General features: G+C 35.6%; 17 protein-coding genes. 16 read left to right on the forward strand and 1 reads right to left on the reverse strand.

Annotation, left to right across the window (positions count from 1 at the left end; translation table 11 throughout):
- Positions 1–147: 147 nt before the first annotated feature.
- The 6 genes from J0N78_RS20155 to J0N78_RS20180 all read left to right on the forward strand — a co-directional run bounded on the left by J0N78_RS20155 (position 148) and on the right by J0N78_RS20180 (position 5,363).
- Complete coding sequence (locus tag J0N78_RS20155; RefSeq protein ID WP_209124923.1) at positions 148–804, forward strand: potassium channel family protein; 657 nt, start codon at positions 148–150, stop codon at positions 802–804.
- Positions 805–951: 147 nt separating this feature from the next.
- Complete coding sequence (locus J0N78_RS20160; RefSeq protein ID WP_209124924.1) at positions 952–1,248, forward strand: hypothetical protein; 297 nt, start codon at positions 952–954, stop codon at positions 1,246–1,248.
- Positions 1,249–1,350: 102 nt separating this feature from the next.
- The gene (locus tag J0N78_RS20165) at positions 1,351–2,118 is read left to right on the forward strand and encodes an exodeoxyribonuclease III (RefSeq protein WP_209124925.1); all 768 of its coding nucleotides are present in this window, start codon (positions 1,351–1,353) and stop codon (positions 2,116–2,118) included.
- Positions 2,119–2,454: 336 nt separating this feature from the next.
- Entirely contained in the window at positions 2,455–3,837 is a 1,383-nt protein-coding gene (locus J0N78_RS20170) for an ATP-binding protein (RefSeq protein ID WP_209124926.1), read from the forward strand.
- Positions 3,838–3,999: 162 nt separating this feature from the next.
- Positions 4,000–5,064: a C40 family peptidase gene (locus J0N78_RS20175; protein WP_209124927.1), complete on the forward strand. Its 1,065-nt coding sequence runs from the start codon at positions 4,000–4,002 to the stop codon at positions 5,062–5,064.
- A gap of 158 nt (positions 5,065–5,222) precedes the next feature.
- A complete protein-coding gene (locus J0N78_RS20180; RefSeq protein WP_209124928.1) occupies positions 5,223–5,363 on the forward strand; it encodes a BH0509 family protein in 141 nt (46 codons plus the stop codon).
- 93 nt (positions 5,364–5,456) lie between these two features.
- Here the strand turns inward: J0N78_RS20180 and J0N78_RS20185 are convergent, their stop codons facing one another.
- Entirely contained in the window at positions 5,457–6,605 is a 1,149-nt protein-coding gene (locus tag J0N78_RS20185) for a glycosyltransferase family 2 protein (RefSeq protein ID WP_307794984.1), read from the reverse strand.
- 276 nt (positions 6,606–6,881) lie between these two features.
- On the opposite strand from J0N78_RS20185, the gene J0N78_RS20190 reads away from it, so the two are divergent.
- The 10 genes from J0N78_RS20190 to J0N78_RS20235 all read left to right on the forward strand — a co-directional run bounded on the left by J0N78_RS20190 (position 6,882) and on the right by J0N78_RS20235 (position 16,409).
- Positions 6,882–7,307 carry a GlcG/HbpS family heme-binding protein gene (locus J0N78_RS20190; protein WP_209124929.1) on the forward strand — a complete coding sequence of 142 codons (426 nt, stop codon included), beginning with the start codon at positions 6,882–6,884 and terminating at the stop codon, positions 7,305–7,307.
- A 229-nt stretch (positions 7,308–7,536) separates the two neighbouring features.
- Complete coding sequence (locus tag J0N78_RS20195) at positions 7,537–8,253, forward strand: cyclase family protein (RefSeq protein WP_209124930.1); 717 nt, start codon at positions 7,537–7,539, stop codon at positions 8,251–8,253.
- A gap of 41 nt (positions 8,254–8,294) precedes the next feature.
- Complete coding sequence (locus tag J0N78_RS20200; protein ID WP_209124931.1) at positions 8,295–9,545, forward strand: acyl-CoA dehydrogenase family protein; 1,251 nt, start codon at positions 8,295–8,297, stop codon at positions 9,543–9,545.
- Positions 9,546–9,612: 67 nt separating this feature from the next.
- The gene (locus J0N78_RS20205) at positions 9,613–10,020 is read left to right on the forward strand and encodes a cupin domain-containing protein (RefSeq protein ID WP_209124932.1); all 408 of its coding nucleotides are present in this window, start codon (positions 9,613–9,615) and stop codon (positions 10,018–10,020) included.
- An 83-nt stretch (positions 10,021–10,103) separates the two neighbouring features.
- Complete coding sequence (locus J0N78_RS20210) at positions 10,104–10,973, forward strand: FAD synthetase family protein (protein WP_209124933.1); 870 nt, start codon at positions 10,104–10,106, stop codon at positions 10,971–10,973.
- 36 nt (positions 10,974–11,009) lie between these two features.
- Entirely contained in the window at positions 11,010–12,389 is a 1,380-nt protein-coding gene (locus tag J0N78_RS20215) for an ammonium transporter (protein WP_209124934.1), read from the forward strand.
- A 118-nt stretch (positions 12,390–12,507) separates the two neighbouring features.
- A complete protein-coding gene (locus J0N78_RS20220) occupies positions 12,508–13,284 on the forward strand; it encodes an IclR family transcriptional regulator (protein ID WP_209124935.1) in 777 nt (258 codons plus the stop codon).
- Between the two features lie 359 nt (positions 13,285–13,643).
- Entirely contained in the window at positions 13,644–14,621 is a 978-nt protein-coding gene (locus J0N78_RS20225; RefSeq protein ID WP_209124936.1) for a heme-dependent oxidative N-demethylase family protein, read from the forward strand.
- Positions 14,622–14,638: 17 nt separating this feature from the next.
- A complete protein-coding gene (locus J0N78_RS20230; protein WP_209124937.1) occupies positions 14,639–15,436 on the forward strand; it encodes a dimethylamine monooxygenase subunit DmmA family protein in 798 nt (265 codons plus the stop codon).
- A gap of 16 nt (positions 15,437–15,452) precedes the next feature.
- Positions 15,453–16,409 carry a PDR/VanB family oxidoreductase gene (locus J0N78_RS20235; RefSeq protein WP_209124938.1) on the forward strand — a complete coding sequence of 319 codons (957 nt, stop codon included), beginning with the start codon at positions 15,453–15,455 and terminating at the stop codon, positions 16,407–16,409.
- Positions 16,410–16,559 lie beyond the last annotated feature (150 nt).

Genomic DNA, 16,559 nt, shown 5'->3' on the forward strand with positions numbered 1-16,559 from the left:
CGTTTAGTAGTTAGTCCAAACTAGTAATGAAGTAAGAAATTAGCCATTGACAAAAATACCCTTGAGGAGTAAATTAACGATATTACATCTAACAGTTTTGACCCTTCTTTGATGTGGTCTTTTTAGTGTGTTTTAAGGGAGAGAAAAATGAAGAAACAATTTGCTGTTATTGGTTTAGGACGTTTTGGGGGATCGGTTTGTAAAGAATTATATCAAATGGGTCATGATGTTTTAGCAATTGACTCAAGCGAAGAAAAAGTGAATGAATTTATGAATTATTCCACACATACTGTTATCGCAAACGGGACAGAAGAGAGCATGCTACAAAGTTTAGGTATTCGAAATTTTGACTTTGTCATCGTTGCAATAGGCGAAAACATTCAATCTAGTATTCTATGTACGCTATTATTAAAAGAGATCGGCGTTAAGAACGTTTGGGTAAAAGCACAAAACAATTATCATCATAAAGTGTTAGAAAAAATTGGTGCAGACCGAATCGTTCATCCTGAACAAGATATGGGCATTCGTATAGCTCAACATCTCGTTTCTGAAAAAATCATTGACTATATTGAGTTATCTGATGAATATAGTATTGTGGAATTGTTAGCAACTGAGAAAGTCGCAAACAAATCCTTAATTCAACTAGACATTCGAGCAAAATATGGTTGTACAATTCTAGCATTTAAGAGAAATGAGCAAGTCATCGTTTCTCCATTACCTGATGACCTTATTCATCTAAATGATATACTTATCGTCATCGGTCATAAAAATGATTTAAAACGATTTGAGGAAGAAGGACTTTAATGGAAATGGACAAAGCTTCTACATTTTATTTCCAACTTAACGAAAATAATCATAAGCAAAGCTTCTAATACTTTCGTTTTAAAAGTTGTTATACAAATACGATGGATGCCACATACTAACAGCATATTGCAAAGAGGAGTGAAGCAATTGTTTAATAACAACACGAATTTAAACTTTCCTTTCTTTCAAACGGCGAATGCTGAAGCATCTGTAAAAAATGCGCATGACACATATGATATTTTTGTCAATCGTCATTTCGTTGGGCAAAAAGTGTTATTAACAGACAACGAAAGTCTCGACGACGTCCTTGACTTTCTTCAGAAACAAGGTGTTGATAACGTTACTGCTCACTTAGACGGTGACCATTATGTCATTCAATCTCAGTCAGAAAAAGACATTGAACATATTACAAATGTGTTATCTACATATTTAGATAATCACTAACACTAAAAAATCATTCTATAACATAAAGAACTATTGAAATGTAAAAGAATGATTGTATATAACAAATATAGATAGAGAACACAGTCTAGAGAAGGAGAAACAATGAAACTCATTTCTTGGAATGTAAATGGAATTAGAGCATGTGTGACAAAAGGTTTTTTTGATTATTTTAAAGAAGTAGATGCAGATATTTTTTGTCTTCAAGAAATAAAGTGTCAAGCAGGACAAATCAAACTTGAATTAGAAGGTTACGATCAGTATTGGAATTATGCACAAAAGAAAGGGTATGCAGGAACGGCAGTATTTACAAAGAAAAAACCAATATCGGTTTTATACGGGGTAGGAAACAATAGTGATGAAAGAGAAGGACGAATTATTACGTTAGAATTCGATTCTTTTTTTCTCGTAAATGTATATACTCCGAATTCAAAACGTGACCTTACGAGACTTGAAGAACGACTTAAATGGGAGGATGATCTCAAAGATCACCTAAAAGAGCTCAATGGGACAAAACCTATCATCTATTGTGGAGATTTAAATGTAGCCCATCAAGAAATTGATTTAAAAAATCCGAAACCGAACTATGGTAATTCTGGATTTACAGAAGAAGAGCGTCAGAAAATGACGGATTTATTAAAGAGTGGATTTATAGATACGTTCAGACACCTCTATCCTAATCAGCAAGGTGCCTACACGTGGTGGTCTTATATGAATAAAGTTCGTGAACGTAATATTGGTTGGAGAATTGATTATTTCATCATATCAGAACGATTGCAAAATAAAATAACGGACGCACAAATTCATAACCACATTTTAGGTAGTGATCACTGTCCTATATTGTTAGAATTAGATTCTACACTTTTAAATTAGTATCTTAAACGTATTAAAAATAATAAAACATGTTAACTCAAGTTAACATGTTTTATTATTTTAGTCCTATTTTTAAAATTACGAGAAGGTTTTTTAACATCTGTGTTGAATTGAAGTTATGGGAAATTAATAATTCAAAGCATTATCGCTGTAATTATCAGAATAGTTTTAATCCTTGAATGGTAATACAAACTTACACTTACCTTAAAACAAAAGTTAGCTTTAACGGGCAGGTATCTCCTAGCTGGACATAATAAGAAAACTATTAGTCTAAAAGCAGGAGTTGCACTGCCCCTTAGTCTGAAAAATAGAGCAAAAAAAGAAAGGAATCAAAATATGAACGAGGTTGAACTAAAAGCAAGGAGATTAGATACCTTTATTGATGATTTAAGTGACCCCTTTTTTATTTTAGATGATCATGGTATTTTTACCTACTTAAACAAAGAAACAGAACATCTTTTTTTGAAATCCAAACAAATATTGGAAGGAAAAGTGATTTGGGATGAAGTAGAAACGCTTAAAAATACATTATTATATAATCAATTTAAGGAAGTTGTAAACACAGATCGTAGCGCAAGCTTTGAACTTTTATTAAACAAAAGCTGGTATGATGTAAAAATATATTGTTCTAACAACCATTACGCTATTCAACTCCATAATATCACCTCACGAAAAAAAGCAATTGAAGAGACGAAACAAAATTATAAATCACTATTTGAATATCATCCTGATGCTGTTTATTTATTAGATTTAAAAGGAAATTTTATAACGACGAATAAAAGTTTTGAAACCATTTTTGAATTTTCAATAGATGAAGCTTTACAAATGAATTTTGATTTAATTGTACATCCTAATGATTTAAGACGTACAATATACCATTTTGAAAATGCTAAAACCGGTATATCGCAAAATTATGAAGTAACAGGAATAACGAAATATGGAAAGAATATTCGTGTAAATATTACAAATATCCCTGTCATTGTAAAAGATAACGTCACTGCGGTTTTCGCTATAGCAAAAGATATAAGTGATCAGGTAGAAGCCCAAAAACTACATATTAAAACCGAAAAATTATCATTAATTGGAGACCTTGCAGCAGGGATTGCTCATGAAATCAATAATCCATTAACTACAATCAAGGGTTTCCTTCAATTATGGAAAGAGGGAGCGCTCAATCACACAGACCATTATTCGATAATTGAAAGTGAAATTGATCGCATAACTCTCATCTCTAATGAACTATTAACATTAGGAAAGCCAATATCTCAAGAGGTTAAAGTTCATGATATTGCGACGTTTTTACATTCTATATCTACACTACTTCAAAAAGAAGCAACTAAGAAAAATATTAGAATAAGCTGTAATATAAAAGAAAAGACATGTTGGGTAAGTTGTAATGAAGCTCAAATTAAACAAGTATTTTTTAATTTAATTGAAAATGCCATTGATGCTATGGATAACGGTGGAAAAATGAACGTTAATGCATTAGCTACAAATGAGCACGTCTGGGTTGAAATTATTGATGAAGGAAAAGGTATACCTCCAGAATTATTAAATAAGATTGGAGAACCTTTCTACACAACAAAAGAGAAAGGTACAGGGCTTGGTTTAATGGTATGCTACGGGATTGTTGAACAATACAAAGGGGAAATTTTTGTGAACTCAAAACTTGATCATGGAACGACGTTTTCAATTAAATTACCGCTGGCAAAAGCATAAAAAGGCCAAACTATTTTATTATAAAAGTAAAATTATTTATCCCTTTTTAACTGGTGCTAAGACTCCCACTTCAACCTATAGATTTGATGCACCCGTATAAAATTACAAAATGAACAAAAGCTAAAATTGTATTGTACAAATAGTTATCAAGGGAGCATGAAGATGAACAAAAGAAAACAACGTGTCAATCGTATTGTAATCAGCATTACTCTAGTCATTACTTTTCTAACTATAGGGTTTCATCCAACAGGTACCGCCTTAGCTTATGAAAGGGTTCCTGAAGCTGGATTAGCTATTAACGGAACAATGGTTGATGGAATTCATCCTATTCGAATCAATGGGCACTATTACTTACCATTTATTCATATTTCAAAAATTTTAGGTTACAATTATATTATTTTTGTAGATGATACGATGACGTATGAAACAACTGATGGTTCGACTACCGTTCGAATGACAATAGGTGGGGCGATGGCGAAAAGAGGCGATGAATACATTAACATTGACGCCCCAAGGTGGATTAACGAAACAGCCTATATATCATTAGGTGCTGCTGGTGCTTTGTATAATGCATTTTTTTATTTCAAACCAGAGAACGGTTCCATACAAGTTGAAAAGCCTGCTACAAGATACCGAGTTCAAAAAGGAGACTCCTTATGGGAAATTGCAGAAGCACATCATACTACAGTTAGTGCGTTGAAATCTATAAATAATCTGCATACTAACATCATCTATAGAGGAGACATCTTAAAACTCACACCCAAAGAACAAGTAAAAGAGACGGAACCTATTCGAGAAAAGGAACCCATTAAAAAGCGACACACAACAACAGTAGCGCAAGTGAGAACCGGTATTATAGAACAGGCAAAAAAGTATATTGGAGCTGGTTACAAATTCGGTGCAACACTTGACGAAGCACCTAACTTATTCGATTGTTCTTCATACACTCAATTGGTTTTCCAAGAAAACGGGATCGATATACCTCGAACTTCTAGACAGCAAGCCAGTATGGGCGTAAGTGTCTTAAATTTTAAGGTTGGAGATTTAATTTTCTTTACAGATCAAGACCTATATTCAGACGGAAGAGTAGGTCACGTAGGAATTTATATGGGGAATGGGGATATGATCCATGCCTCTTCATCAAGAGGAGTTCATATCGCTGAAGATTTTATGAACATCGGATATTGGCAACAAAATTACTTATTTGCCAAACGAATAATTGAATAAATACGAGAATAATCGGCTGTTACAATCCCAATGTCAGCCGATTTTCTTATTTTAAAGAAATTACAAAAAATTATAAAAACACTGTTGACTTCTCGATTAACTGTTATATAATAATAATCAAATAAATAATTGTTGTAATACAGAAAGGGGAATTTACTATGAGTAGAAAAGAACGTGAAAATATGATCCGCTATATTGAAATGGTTAGAGGAATGGAAAAACATACGTTGTCACATATGACAGATCAAGATATTGAACATATTTATGAAACTACTTATATGTATCACGAAAACGAATAGAATACTTGGTTAACAAAGAGGCGACTCATAGCTGTATGTGCTCCTTATTCTTACACATGAAGCCACGCTTTGAGTCGACCTTTTTGAACCTATTTAATCACGTTTACGAAGCTGTTTTAATGAATAAAACGTTCCTCTCCAAACAATACCACCACGAATCGTTGTGAGGAGAGTTGCCCGAATGATACAGTAAATGAAAAGCATCGTTGATATTGGAAAAACAAAAAAATATCGTAATGCATTTTTAGACATCATATTAGCAGTTTGTTTATACACTAAATACAGTAGCAAAATAGAGAATATATACCAAATACGTGTTGGCCCTTCCAAAAGAATAATCGCTAGAAAGGGGAACAACTGAGAAATAAAGAGTCCAGAGACCGCAACCAAAACCATACTATAGCGAAAGTCCAAGCCCGCAAATGTATTTTTCTCAAGGCCAATCAATGCTTCTTTTAAAGTCGTGTACCATTCCACCTCTAAATACTCCAATGCAGAAACAAGCCGTTGTTTTTTTCCCGTATTTTTTATTTGAATACCGAGCATTAAATCATCATCAGGCCGTTCTCGGATTGTAGCATGTGTTCCAATCTCTTCATAAGCATTTCTTTTTAAGAAGTTAAAAGCTCCAATCCCAATTGCCACTTTACTTTTATCATCATTTGCTTTCCAAGGTCGTTTATAATACGAAAATCCGAAAAGAAAAAACGTCACAAAGGCTTTTGTCCAAAAACGCTTAACATTCATATTAGGGGCAAGTGTCAAATGGTCCACATTGTTTGTCCTCATATAAAAAAGCGCTTTTTCTACGGTGTCTTCTTTAAAGTAAACATCTGCATCCGTAAAAAGTATATATTCTCCTTTGGATGATAAATATCCCTTAAATAATGCATGGTTTTTGCCAAGCCAACCTTCATCTAATTCCTCGATATGAATTACACGAATACGCTCATCTTCATCTCTTATTTCATTTATTAAATCACCTGTTCTATCAGAAGATCGGTCATTTACAACAATCCATTCGATGTTCTTATAGGTTTGTTGAAGTTGACTACGAAGGCTTCCTCCAATATTTTTTTCTTCATTTCGAGCTGCAACGACAATAGAAACAAGCGGGGGATCATTCCAAAAATAGTGATCCATTTTTACATCTTCAAGTTTTTCAAGTCTCCGCATTCCAATGGTTGCATCGACTAGTACTACAAACCAAAAAAAGCAAGTGATTATAGCAAGAAAAAGCACCTTTCTTCACCACTTTTAATTTCATTTATTCTTTTATTATACGTAATAATGTTCTTATTGCCATTTTTTAAGCAACAAGCAATTAGAAAAAAACTTATAAATAAAAATTGCAGACTGAAAATTTCGGATACCGAGATAATCAATCGTAATAAAAAATTTGTAAATTAATTTCACAAAATCCCACTATGCAGGAAAACATTCTATATTTTATTATCTGAATATTCCATACTTATGTGGGGGTTGCCCCTAATATTTCATTAGGATGGTGAAGTGATAATGAGTAAATTGACATTAGAATTAGCTAAGCAAATCGTAGAAGGTGCGGAAAAAGAATCAAAGAACCTAGGGGTAGCAATGGTCATTTCTATCGTTGATGAAGGGGGAAATCTAATTCTTTCTCATCGAATGGACGATGCATGGATCGCTAGTATCGATATTGCATTTAACAAAGCATGGACGTCTGTTGCATTAAAAACAGCTACTGAAAACTTAGCTGCAGCAACTGTACCTAATGCCGAACTTCACGGTTTAACTACGACAAACAATGGAAAACTTGTCGTTTTTGGTGGAGGTATCCCTTTAGTAAAAGATAATAAAGTCATTGGAGCAGTCGGTGTTAGTGGAAGTTCAGTGTCTAACGATATTCAAGTCGCTCAAGCTGCCGTAAAGGTATTTGAAGAAGTGAATTCCGTGATAGCTTAATTGTCAGCTATATTACTTAAGGTAGGACCGAATTCAACCTCGGTTCTACTTTTTTATTTTAGAGTTTTCATTATTTTGTAAAGTTATCTCTCATAGAAAAACAAAAATTAAGGGTTTTTTCCCATATGATGGTATGTTGCAATATTTTTACGTTAAAGAATGTGTAATTATTAGTTTATCAAAGCTAACTAATATGGTTAGTGTTGAAATAAGAGAGAGGAGTGGTAGATTGAACCATGCGCTAGAATCACTGCATCAGAAAAAACAAAAAACAAAGGTGATTGACTTTACCCGTCCGCTTGAAGATGGAATGCCGATTTATCCAGGTGAACCTGAAGTTTCAATTGAGTATCAGCAAGTCGGACCATACGCTACGGTTGCTTTATCATTAAGCAGTCATTCTGGTACAAGCGCTGATACACCAAAGCATGTCTTTTCTGGTGGAGCAACGTTAGACTCTTATCCGATAGAAAAGTGGATTTCTCATGGAGGGATTATCTATTTCGATCAATTGACCTCTCAACAAGTGATTGACCAGACATTATTAGAAGGTTTACTGTCTGACATAACATTACACGGTAGTTTTTTATTCATTCGAACTGGGTGGGAACATTATTGGGGGACGAAAGAATATTTCTATCATCCTTCTTTAAGTGAAGATGCTGCGAGCTGGTTAGTTGAAAAAGGTGTTGCTCTCGTTGGGATCGACGCTCCTAATACAGATGCATCGTTAGGTGATGCCGATGAAGTTCATAAGATTTTACTAGAAAATAATGTTCTTGTTGTTGAGAACTTAGTCGGTTTTAACCAACTGCAACCCACGAATGATAGTGCTTATATTGCGTTAGATGAAATTTTCGTCATCCCCCTTTCCATAGCTGGAGGAGACGGTGCGCCCGTACGAGCGTTTGCAAGAATAAGAGATGCCGAATTTGACATGAACTAATTTTCTAGTATAAACACCAATAATGTAAAGGACGTGAGTGAATGAGTTTTACTAAAGAAATGGTTGACGAAGGTGTAATGAAAGTGCCCGAATGGTGGCTTTGCCCACCTGGGCTAGAAGAGTTTCGAAAAAAAGCCCACCAAGTAGGAAGAGATGTATTATTAATACATTCTATGACTGTCGATGAACAGAAAATGTTCCCAAAAGAAAGTTTAAAAGCGATGGCTGAGGCAGGCTTTGGTGCGTTACCACTTCCGAAAGAATATGGTGGACTCGGTGCAGGCTATAAAGGCTTTGCAGTTGCCGCAGAAACGTTCGCTCAATACTGTGCATCCGCTACGATGGTTTGGGTAATGCATACTGTTGCTGTTCAAGCAATGTTTACGATTGGTACTGAAGAACAACGAAATCGATTCATTCCTGGTGTACTAAAAGGTGATATTGGTGCACTGGCATTTAGTGAGCCAGCAACTGGAAGTCACTTCTGGAACGTTGTAAGTGAAGCTCCTAAATTAGATGGTGGATATTTATTAGATGCCCATAAATCGTGGGTCACGAGTGGCGGGGAGGCCGATTGGTATATCGTTTGTACAAATTATCCTGATCCAACACCTGATAAAGGTGATACGCTCATGTTTGTGATCGTACCAAAAGACGCTGAAGGTATAGAGTCATTTCCATTCTCTGCGATGGGTTTAAGAGGAAATTCAAGTGGTCCAATGAAGTTTAATCACATTTTTATTCCAACTGAAAATCGACTTGGAACTGAAGGAGGGATGAATCAATACAACGACCAAATTATTGATCCATTATTTTTACTAGGAACTTCTGGTTGTTGGATTGGTGTTGCACAAGGGGCTTTAAATGAAGCAATTGAAGGGGCGAAGATGAAAGTTCATAAAGATACAGGGAAATCGGTATCAGGCTACCAAGTTATTCGCCACGAAATTGCGAAAGCACAAATCATTATTGATAGTGCGAGAAGTATGCTGTTTCGGGTAGCTGAAGCGATGGATAAAGCAATTAGTGAAGGAAAAACATTAGATGAATGCTTATATACATTATGGCAATTGAAGACTTATGCCGCTGACATCGTGATCCAAGTGACGAATATGGCGTTACAAATTTCAGGTGGTAGGGGGTATTTGACAGGTCGAATCGAAAAATTTGTTCGCGATGGGCGTGCCGGTGCATTAATGGGACCAACCAACGAAATCTTACGAGAGTGGATTGGAAAATCGTTGATTGGTGTACCGTGGTTTGAGACTTGGGATTATCGCCAAGCGAAATAATTTGAGATCAGTGAGGTAAGTACGACAAATAATATCTGAATATTTAAAATATTAGGAGGGATGTAAGATGAGCGTAAAAAACAAAGTGGAGTATAATTTCATTAGTCAAAAACCAGGAATGCAACTAATTAAAAAAGGATCACCAGAAATGAAAGAATTAAATGGATTACTCGGAATTCCGGCATTAAAAAGTCAAATTATGGATGTTCCTGTCACCGATAAATTAGATGCACTTTCAATGGGCCGTTTTGCCATGCAACCATCAGAAGACTTCGAATTCGAATATACGTTTTTAGAAATCAAAATCGTTATCAGTGGAAAAATTATCGTTCGAGATGACCAGGGAGTAAAGTATGTAGCCGAACCTGGCGATGTATATATCTTCACTCCTACAACAACTGTTGTATTTGATGGAGAAAGTGACGGTGAAGCCGTCTATGTCGGCCATCGCTTCCCAGAACCAGCCTTTATGTAATTAGCGCGCAAAAAGCAAAGGTCAGGCACCTTTAATTCATTAAAGGTGCCTGACACCATCTACACTTTATAGGGGTGAAAGGTATGAAAACCATTTATTTAAGTCATTCTGAGTCATTCCATTATCCGTCTTTCTCACAGGTTATGGCTCTTGGCTTCTTTGATGGCGTCCATTTAGGTCATCAATGTGTCATCCAAACAGCAATAGAGAAGGCCCGTGAATATAACAAAAAAGTTTCGGTAATGACATTTGATGTTCATCCATCAGTAGTTTTAGGGCGATCAAACCAACGTACGTCGTTCATCACTCCATTGAAAGAAAAAGAGGAAGCTATCCGCCAGTTAGGCGTTGATTTTTTCTATATTCTAGAATTTGACCGAAATCTTGCTCAATTATCACCAGAAGATTTTGTGCATGACTTTTTACTAAAGTTAGGCGTTGATCATGTAGTAGCAGGATTCGATTATACTTATGGACATTATGGCAAAGGGACAATGGCAACGATCCGTCAACACTCTAGAGGAAAATTACGAGTAACGACGGTTAAGAAAGTTGAAAAACAGAAAGAAAAAATCAGTTCTACCCTTATTCGAGACTTAATTTCCAATGGTTACATGGCTAAAGTAACTTCTTATTTGGGGCGTTATTATAAAACAACAGCAATCATCGAACAACAGATTATCCATTTTCGTAGTTCACGTCCACGGACGTATATCATACGAAATATGCATGCGTATCTTCTCCCAAATCAAGGGGTGTATGAGGTGAAAATAAAAGTTGGTAAAACGTGGCATCGTGGTCTTTGCCGTATATCAAATCACTCTATATCTAGTGACCCAACTCTATTGATTGAGTTCTACGATGAACGAATTAAATTGAATCAAAATAAGATTACTATTCAATGGCTTTATGGAATACGAGAAATTAGGAAATTAAATGTAGCTACAAACTAAAGTATGATCTGACTAAAGCTAAAGGAGTGGGTTGATATGTTTAAAAAAATCGTTTTTCTAATACTTATAAGCTTTTTGGTAAGCACTGTAGGTTATGCCGCTGAAGAGACAGCAACACAACGTTCATTAGATGCTACTTGGGTAATGACAGCAACTATTATCGTTTTTCTCATGCATGCTGGATTTGTTGCACTTGAAATTGGATTTACTAGGTCAAAAAATGCCCTTAGTATATTAATGAAAAATGTGCTGACAATTTCAATTTTGCCTATATTATACCTATTTTTCGGATTTGCACTTATGTATGGAAGTTCAGCTTTTGGATTGATCGGAACTGACGGTTTCTTTCTACTTGGATACGATACAGATTTATCATTTTTCATCTTCCAAGCCGTTTTTGCAGCCACCTGTGCATCTATTTTATCTGGCGCTGTAGCTGAAAGGATCAAATTATCCAGTTACCTTATCGCTGCAATCGCAATGGGAATTTTTATTTACCCGGTGATTGGACACTGGACGTGGGGTGGTGGCTGGTTGGCTGAACTTGGATTTATAGACTTTGCTGGATCCTCGGTTCTCCATCTAGCAGCAGCAATTGGTGCCGCTATAATGGCAATGGCTTTAGGTGGTAGAATTGGCAAATATTCGAAAGGGAAAGTAAATGCAATCCCAGCTCATAATATTCCTCTTGGCGCTATTGGAGTATTCATTTTGTGGTGGGGCTGGTTTGGGTTTAATGGAGGAAGTGCTTTAGCTGCTGACCCTGACCTTGTCCCATTAATTATTACAAATACGTTTATGGCCTCTTGTGCAGGAGTCATCGCAGCAGCCCTTTATTGCATGTACCGTTTTAAACGAATTGATGCGACACTAACTTTAAACGGTGCATTAGGCGGTCTCGTCGGTATTACAGCTGGAGCTGATTCGTTTACAATGTTTGGTTCTTTATTTACAGGCTTTATTGCCGGAATCATTTTAGTAGAGTCCGTACAAATTATTGATCAACGCTTAAAAATTGATGATCCTGTTGGTGCGATTGCTGTTCACGGAGTGTGCGGTGTGTGGGGAACGATGGCCATCGCTTTTTTCTCTACAGACGTAGGGCTGTTACACGGTGGCGCACTTGCACAAGTATGGATTCAACTGCTAGGTGTCATCATCATTACACTTTGGGTAACGATCACTATGGGAGGCCTCGTAATTGCTATGAAAGCATTCGGGTCTATCCGCGTCCCTCGTGAAGTTGAAATTGAAGGCTTAGATATTGCTGAGCACGGAGGTATGGCGTACAACCTTCATGGAGATATAATGGAACCCACAGGACCTGTACAAATGGATATAAAAGGTTCTTTTAATTTAGCAGATCGCCTCAATTCTTTAGGAAAAACAGTACCAGGTGAACAAAGACAAACGTAATTAGTGATACATTATTTAACAAATCTCAATCCGAAATTCGGAAAAATGAGTATTATTAGAAATATAAATAACCAAATTAAAGATCGTCTATCACTAACGGTAAAAAGGAGGACAGGTCATGTCAGAGGTAATTCGTAAATCTATTACTCTTTTAATGACGATTAAGCCAAATGAACAAAAAGAAGAATGGAGTGCGACCGAAATAAGCCGACAACTTAACCTTCCAGTACAAACCGTGCACCGTCTACTAACTAGTTTATCTGAATATGGTTTTGTTCTTCAGAATAAAGAAACGAAAAAATTTAAATTAGGTTTAGCTTTAATGGAGCTGGGTTTATCAATTATCAATAATTTATCGGTCCGTAACATCGCTTTGCCCGTTATGGAAAGGCTAGCTACAAAAACGAAAGAAAGTGTATATTTAACAATCGCAGAAGGAACCGATGGCATTTTTATTGACTGTATTGATTCTCCACAATTATTAAAAATTGTAGAACCGATTGGTATGAGAATTCCTTTATGTGTAGGTGCCTCGAAAAAAGTTATATTAGCCAACTTAAATCCAAAAGAAAGTCAACAAGTTATGCGTGAATTAAGAGATTTGAAGAAAATTGATAATTTCAATCAGTTAGAAACGGACCTTAAAAGAATACGAGAACAGGGCTTTGCTGTATCATATGGAGAAACAACAGAAGGAACCGTCAGTGTAGCTGCTCCTATTTTTTCATGGGAAGATGAAGTTATTGCCTCGATTAGTGTCGCTGGTCCTGAAAGCCGCTTTAAAGAAACTCGCTTACGAGAGCTTGTCATGCTCACATACAAAGCAGCACTTGAAATATCAGAAGACTTAGGCTGGATCAACCAAAGGAAAGGTGCTGTTTCCTACTTAAAATAAAACTCTAGGAAAGAATAGTTTTAACGTTTTTCACTGGTTTAGTTACCAGTGATTTTTTTATTTAATAGAATAATATCTCCTCTAATCGTAAACTACATCTTCAATCTTCAATGTTGAACCGTACACCTTACAAATAATCCTATCACATTTAATAGGCAAGAGATTATCTAACGAATTATCTTCAATTTTCCCATTATGTGTGAAAACTAAGTAGGATTTTGATATATGATATGTGATTATAAAACTATCCTTTTATCAAGAAAAAGAGATTGTGTAAAAAAATCTAACAATAAGGAGGCAAATTAATTCGCTTAAACTTAATGAAATGACTTTCACCTAAAACAAAGGAGGAAAAGTACATGAAAAGTAGTGTTGGTGTATCTAGTAAGCAAAGTCTAATCAAAGCCACACCTTTAATCAATAGGTTCCCATTTCCTTTCAATGAGGATAGTTATCGCTATTCCAATAATTCACGATCTCTCGAGCCACCTGTGATCCTTGATATTACACCTGAATATTTTGATGAAATTCATTTGAAACGACAACTATTACAAAACCGACATGACCATGCATATCAAGCCTTTTCACATTCACTTGAAGCCCAGTGGGAAATTTTCGAGATGATTATTAATGAAATGGCAACTATATACCCTGATTTTTTTCATTTAATCAAAGAAGGCAATAGCTGGACCTTTATAAACCACTTACTCAATGAAAAACAAACCTTTACTTTCGGAGATCATGATAGTTTACCTTATGAACCGTTAGATTTTATTGGACGTCACATACAAGAAGACTTAATTTATATCAGCCAGCGAGATGGAGATTTGTACATGGATGCAGGTCAGCTTTGTTTTCCAGCGAACTGGTCAATTGCTTTTAATCTTGGAATGACCTATACAGAATTTCATTCACCCGTTCCGCAGTTTTCTGACAGTGGGTTAGCGGAAAGAGTAAGGAACTTTCTTATGCGAATGGAAGCTGGTAAACCGTGGACAAGATATAATTGGACGCTTACTGTCGAGCCAATCTTAGACACGTTCCCAGAAACGTATGATCAATGGGGGAAGAAAAAATATAACATCACCCAAGAAAATATCGGTCAGTTAGTACACCTTAGAGTCGAAGACCAACGCCTTTTCAGACTTCCTCGCAGTAATGGAATTTTGTTTAGTATTCATACACATCTCATTTCACTTGATGAATTAAATGCGAATGACGAGTGGGCCAACCGATTTGATAAAGTGATACAGGACTTACCTGATTACATGGCAGATTATAAAGGAATTCTTTCTTATAAAGACGAGATCACGGCTTATTATCAATCGAAAAAATAAAAGAAGGCGGGAGAAAGATGGCGCATATTCAATTTAACATCATTACTATCGCTAAGTTATTTCAAGAAATCATCGGAATAGATATTCAAGTTACGAACACTAATATCGAACAGCTTTACGGAAAGGTGGATCGATTATATTGTGATCACCAAACATTTAAAGTTGATGCCTCGTTTGTAAACTTAAGACCAGAAATTCAAGAGTTCCGTCTCTTTATAGACGTAAAAAAAGACGATGGAAAGATATTTATTGATTACATTTTAAAACACTCTGTTAAACAATTTTCATTTAATACTAAGGCAAGTAAAGGAGTTACTTTACCTGAAAATATGTCAAAAATCGTATTCTTTTTAGAAAAAGTATCGCTATTAGACAGTTTACCTGTTTTTGATTTAATTGTTACTAAAAATATAAAATGTCATTTAATTATGACCAAAACTTCACTACCAGAAGATGCTTTTTATTATATTCAAGCAAAATTACGTGACAAGATCTCACTTAAACGGTCTTTAACTGCGTATCAAATTAACGATATATTACGTCAACAACAGATTGGAACGATTGTTTTTATTTTTGGGAGTTGGGCATTTATTGACCGTGTAAAAGCTGCTGCAATGGAACAAGGCTTTTCAACAAATGAAATGTTTTATGAAGGAAACGGAAAAAAACTTGATACCGTATTTTGTGTAAAATGTTATAGAAAAATGAAATTACACAATAGTGAACAAACATGTGTACATTGCCACACTAAGTTGGTAGTTTCTAATCACTTCTCAAAAAGATTAGATGCTTACCTTGGATATATAGATTTATAAGTTAGGAGGTTTATAAATGGAGGTGAACACCCTCAATGTCGCCATTGATGAAATCAAACAAATCACTCCTGTTGTAAAAAGCTTTTCATTCGCTTCGCTTGATGGACTTCCATTACCAAAATTTAGTGGAGGATCACATATTACAACCTATGTACAAAATGAAAAGGATACGTATGTTAGACACTATTCTCTCATTAATTCCCCCGATAAGACAGGCCGATACCACATTGCGATTCGGCGAAATGATCAATCAAAAGGTGGATCGATGTATTGGCACGATCAAATGAAAATTGGTGACGAATTGCAAATTAGCTATCCAAAAAATCATTTTATGTTAAGTTTTTCTGCTAAACATCATGTTTTTTTTGCAGCGGGGATTGGAATTACTCCTTTTTTATCAATGATGTCGGACTTGAAGTCGAAGAGAAAGTCATTCGAATTACATTACGCCGCACCTTCAAAAGAGCTCTGTGCCTTTTATGAATATCTCAATCTACATTTTCTAGAAGAAACGAAATTCTATTTTTCTAAACATAATCAACGTTTAAATACTCAGTTCATGAAGTTTCAACAGGTCGGTACTCATGTTTATTTTTGCGGACCAGAACGGTTTATTCAACAGTTTGCTAACGATGCTAGACGGTACGGATATCCTGAACACAATATACACTATGAATTATTCTCAGAGCCTGATTTCGGGCCTAAACATTCATTCCGCGTTACATTAAACAAAAGTAAGAAAGAGCTTATCGTTCCTGAAGAAAAGAGTTTGCTAGATACTCTTTTAGATAACGGAATTAAAGCCCCTTACTCTTGTAGGATTGGAGGATGCGGTAGCTGTCTCTTAAACGTCGTTCGTGGAGAAATTGATCACCGCGATCTATTTTTAACAAAGAACGAAAAGAAAGAGCAAAATGTCATATTATCTTGCGTTTCGAGGGGAAAATCGAATGATCTTGTCTTGGACTTATAAATGAGTTCATAAAGCCGCCGTATACCTATTAACGGCGGCTTTAACCTTTTAAAGCTGACGTAACAAAACAAATGGAATCGAAATATATCCAATATATATGTTAGTTTACTTAACAAATTATTGTTAGTTTTCTCAACATATGGGAGAGTC

The organism is Alkalihalobacillus sp. BA299 (assembly GCF_017745675.1).
GTDB lineage: Bacteria > Bacillota > Bacilli > Bacillales > Bacillaceae_F > Alkalihalobacterium.

What these genes read in the sequence shown, in the direction of transcription:
- J0N78_RS20155 (WP_209124923.1), top strand. Translation starts at nt 148, where the DNA reads ATGAAGAAACAATTTGCTGTTATTGGTTTAGGACGTTTTGGGGGATCG.
- J0N78_RS20165 (WP_209124925.1), top strand. Translation starts at nt 1,351, where the DNA reads ATGAAACTCATTTCTTGGAATGTAAATGGAATTAGAGCATGTGTGACA.
- J0N78_RS20170 (WP_209124926.1), top strand. Translation starts at nt 2,455, where the DNA reads ATGAACGAGGTTGAACTAAAAGCAAGGAGATTAGATACCTTTATTGAT.
- J0N78_RS20175 (WP_209124927.1), top strand. Translation starts at nt 4,000, where the DNA reads ATGAACAAAAGAAAACAACGTGTCAATCGTATTGTAATCAGCATTACT.
- J0N78_RS20180 (WP_209124928.1), top strand. Translation starts at nt 5,223, where the DNA reads ATGAGTAGAAAAGAACGTGAAAATATGATCCGCTATATTGAAATGGTT.
- J0N78_RS20190 (WP_209124929.1), top strand. Translation starts at nt 6,882, where the DNA reads ATGAGTAAATTGACATTAGAATTAGCTAAGCAAATCGTAGAAGGTGCG.
- J0N78_RS20200 (WP_209124931.1), top strand. Translation starts at nt 8,295, where the DNA reads ATGAGTTTTACTAAAGAAATGGTTGACGAAGGTGTAATGAAAGTGCCC.
- J0N78_RS20205 (WP_209124932.1), top strand. Translation starts at nt 9,613, where the DNA reads ATGAGCGTAAAAAACAAAGTGGAGTATAATTTCATTAGTCAAAAACCA.
- J0N78_RS20210 (WP_209124933.1), top strand. Translation starts at nt 10,104, where the DNA reads ATGAAAACCATTTATTTAAGTCATTCTGAGTCATTCCATTATCCGTCT.
- J0N78_RS20215 (WP_209124934.1), top strand. Translation starts at nt 11,010, where the DNA reads ATGTTTAAAAAAATCGTTTTTCTAATACTTATAAGCTTTTTGGTAAGC.
- J0N78_RS20220 (WP_209124935.1), top strand. Translation starts at nt 12,508, where the DNA reads ATGTCAGAGGTAATTCGTAAATCTATTACTCTTTTAATGACGATTAAG.
- J0N78_RS20225 (WP_209124936.1), top strand. Translation starts at nt 13,644, where the DNA reads ATGAAAAGTAGTGTTGGTGTATCTAGTAAGCAAAGTCTAATCAAAGCC.
- J0N78_RS20230 (WP_209124937.1), top strand. Translation starts at nt 14,639, where the DNA reads ATGGCGCATATTCAATTTAACATCATTACTATCGCTAAGTTATTTCAA.
- J0N78_RS20235 (WP_209124938.1), top strand. Translation starts at nt 15,453, where the DNA reads ATGGAGGTGAACACCCTCAATGTCGCCATTGATGAAATCAAACAAATC.